Origin of the sequence: Cellulomonas sp., from assembly GCF_036279715.1 — a bacterium.
Classification (GTDB): Bacteria; Actinomycetota; Actinomycetes; order Actinomycetales; family Cellulomonadaceae; genus Cellulomonas_A.
Map to the genome: position 1 here is coordinate 1 of NZ_DASUIR010000166.1, position 2,422 is coordinate 2,422.

4 protein-coding genes are annotated in these 2,422 nt (G+C 67.1%); 1 reads left to right on the forward strand and 3 read right to left on the reverse strand.

What is annotated here, in order from left to right; all coding sequences use genetic code 11:
• The first annotated feature begins 241 nt into the window (after nt 1–241).
• Nucleotides 242–871: a hypothetical protein gene (locus tag VFW79_RS15565; RefSeq protein ID WP_329678200.1), complete on the forward strand. Its 630-nt coding sequence runs from the start codon at nt 242–244 to the stop codon at nt 869–871.
• Nucleotides 872–995: 124 nt separating this feature from the next.
• Here the strand turns inward: VFW79_RS15565 and VFW79_RS15570 are convergent, their stop codons facing one another.
• The 3 genes from VFW79_RS15570 to VFW79_RS15580 all read right to left on the reverse strand — a co-directional run.
• Nucleotides 996–1,544 (reverse strand): GNAT family protein, encoded by a 549-nt coding sequence (locus tag VFW79_RS15570; protein ID WP_329678201.1) that lies wholly within the window; start codon nt 1,542–1,544, stop codon nt 996–998.
• 200 nt (nt 1,545–1,744) lie between these two features.
• Nucleotides 1,745–2,101: a hypothetical protein gene (locus tag VFW79_RS15575; protein WP_329678202.1), complete on the reverse strand. Its 357-nt coding sequence runs from the start codon at nt 2,099–2,101 to the stop codon at nt 1,745–1,747.
• 22 nt (nt 2,102–2,123) lie between these two features.
• A partial coding sequence (locus VFW79_RS15580; protein WP_329678203.1) for a hypothetical protein occupies nt 2,124–2,422 on the reverse strand: 299 nt, incomplete at its 5' end.

The window sequence follows — 2,422 nt, forward strand, 5'->3', positions numbered from 1 at the left end:
CCGGGGCGCTGCCGGCGGCGTTCACGCGCCGCCTGCTCGACCTCGGGTGGCTGCAACGACCCGACAGCGGCCGCGCCATACGCCTGACTTCCGACGGCCGACAACGGCTCGCCGAACTCCTGCCGAGCAAGACCCTCTCCGCCGCCGGGTGACAAGCCCAGTCGCTCACCTCGCCTGCGGACCTCGCATCCGTCCCGATGGCCTAACGGCATCCGGGATCGCAGCAGAGTGAGAAGGCGTATTGAACACCAGCGACGAGCCTCAGGATTCCCGCTTGATAGTGCGCTTCGCGCTGTCGTCCATGGTTGCCGGACACGCGTACCCGCCCGCCGAGATCTCCACGGAGATCGGGCGAATCACGATTGCTGCTACTCGAGTAGACCGGGAATTGGCACTCAACCTGGTCGCGATTCGACACCCGGACCCCTTGGAGGAACTTCTCAAGCGGAACAGCAGTCGTCTCCTCGAGATTGCGGAGAGGCGCTTCGAGGAGTTGTTTGAGAACGACCTATTGGAGAGCGCCCTTCAGGACTTGGCTACCGCCCGCAGCGCCTTGGACTACCGACACTCCGTAGCCCACACCATCTGGAACCTCAGCGGCGCTCCCGCCGCGATCAGCATTGCAGACCTCGCCGGAGCCGAATCCGAGGAGGCAATGGATCACTTGCTCAGGCGTGACGTCGACTCGCCGGCATGGGAGACCCTGCACCCGAAGTCACAGGGCGCTGGACCCCAGTCGCTGAAGGAGTTGCGGCCGATCCGCGCCAACCTCGAGCACGCTCAGGAGGACCTCCAGGCGCTTCGCTTCAAGCTGGCGAGTGCACTGTTCTCAGGCACGCCGCCTGGCGCCAAGCAGGTACTGGTGCCGTAGCGTCTCGATCGTGGCTGGCGCAGACACCCCGTGCTCACCGGAAGATCGGCACGGCCGGCACGCCACTTACCGCCACTTAAGCGGTGGGGGCAGCGTCGCCGTCCTTGACTCCCGTTGCGTGGGGTTACTGCCGGTGTCGCGCGCGCAGGAGGGAGTACATGTACATGTCTCGCCGTTCGTCGCCGACGACCTGCCAGCTGCGGAGCAGGCCCTCACGCTCGTAGCCGACGCGTTCGGCGGTTCGCCACGAGGTCTCGTTCCAGGGCTCGACGTAGAGCTCGAGGCGGTGCACGCCCGGCAGACCCAGACCCCAGGTCGAGATCATGCCCAGTGCACGGGAAGCGACTCCCTGGCCGCGACAGCGGGCGGCTACCCAGTAGCCGACGCTTGCCCGACCCTGGGCGAGATTCAGGAGCCAGAGGCCGATCTGCCCGAACGCCTCGTCGGTCGTGGAATCCGCGATCGCGAAGGAGTACCCCTCGCCGTTGCGGAGGCGAGCCAGTTGGCGCGTGATGAAGCTCTGCGCGGCCGACGCATCCGGTGACGACGGCACCGAGGTGATCAAGGGGATGAGGGGATCGGTCGAGACGTCTTGGATCAGCCGCAGATCCTTGGCATCGAAGGCCCGCAGGACAAGCGGAGCCTCCTGAAGGCGAGGGAGGTGTTCCGGCATCGACACTCTGAGCAGTCTGTCATCGCAACGAGCAGGGCATGTCGACCCGCACGAATGCGACAACGTCGGCGCCGTTCGTGACTCGGAGCGTGCGTCCAGGTGGGGCCGACCGGGGACGGGCTGGGCAGTGCAGGCGGGACTCCTCTTGCACGTCGTGCCCGAGCGCGGTTGACAGAACCCTGACGCCGAGTCCCGCCGAATCAGAACGGCGGCATCTGCCCAATGACGCGCTTGGCGATGTCGACGATCTTCTGGCAGCCCGGATGATCGGCGATGACGTCGCCGGCCACGGATTCGTGCTCGTCGCGATAGTCGCCGGCGTTGCGAGTGCGTCGTACCCGGTTGTAGGTGGCGAGGTCGCGGCCGAGGGGCGGCTCGAGCTGGGCGTGGACCGCTTCGTAGACGGCGATGTGCCCACCGGCCCGCGTCGGCCGCAGGCCCTGCGCGACGAGAATTGCCGTCAGTGCCTTGCGGTTTGCGCCGTGGAGCGCGTCGTAGGCGAGGACGACGTCGTTGTCGGCGAGGACGAGCGCCGAGGCCAGGTGCCGTTCGGCCACCTCGAGCAGCGATTGCGCGGCGTCAATACTCGGGGGCACCCTCTCGAGCGTCCCCTTCCTGAGCATGTCCTCGACAGTCGACCGGCCTTGCTCCCAGGACATCAGGCCACGTGCGTGCCGTGTCTGTGAGGTGGAGCGGCACCATCGGGCGGTCACGGATCGCGGCGAGGAACGTCTCCTCGCCCGACGCCCACCGCTCGGGTGACACGAACGTGACGTTGACCTCGCGGCCGAGCGCGCTGTCGATGCCTTCGAGCGCGTCGTACACGTCGTCACGGTTCGGCGACCCGACCACAAGGACGTCCACGTCGCCCGGTGTCG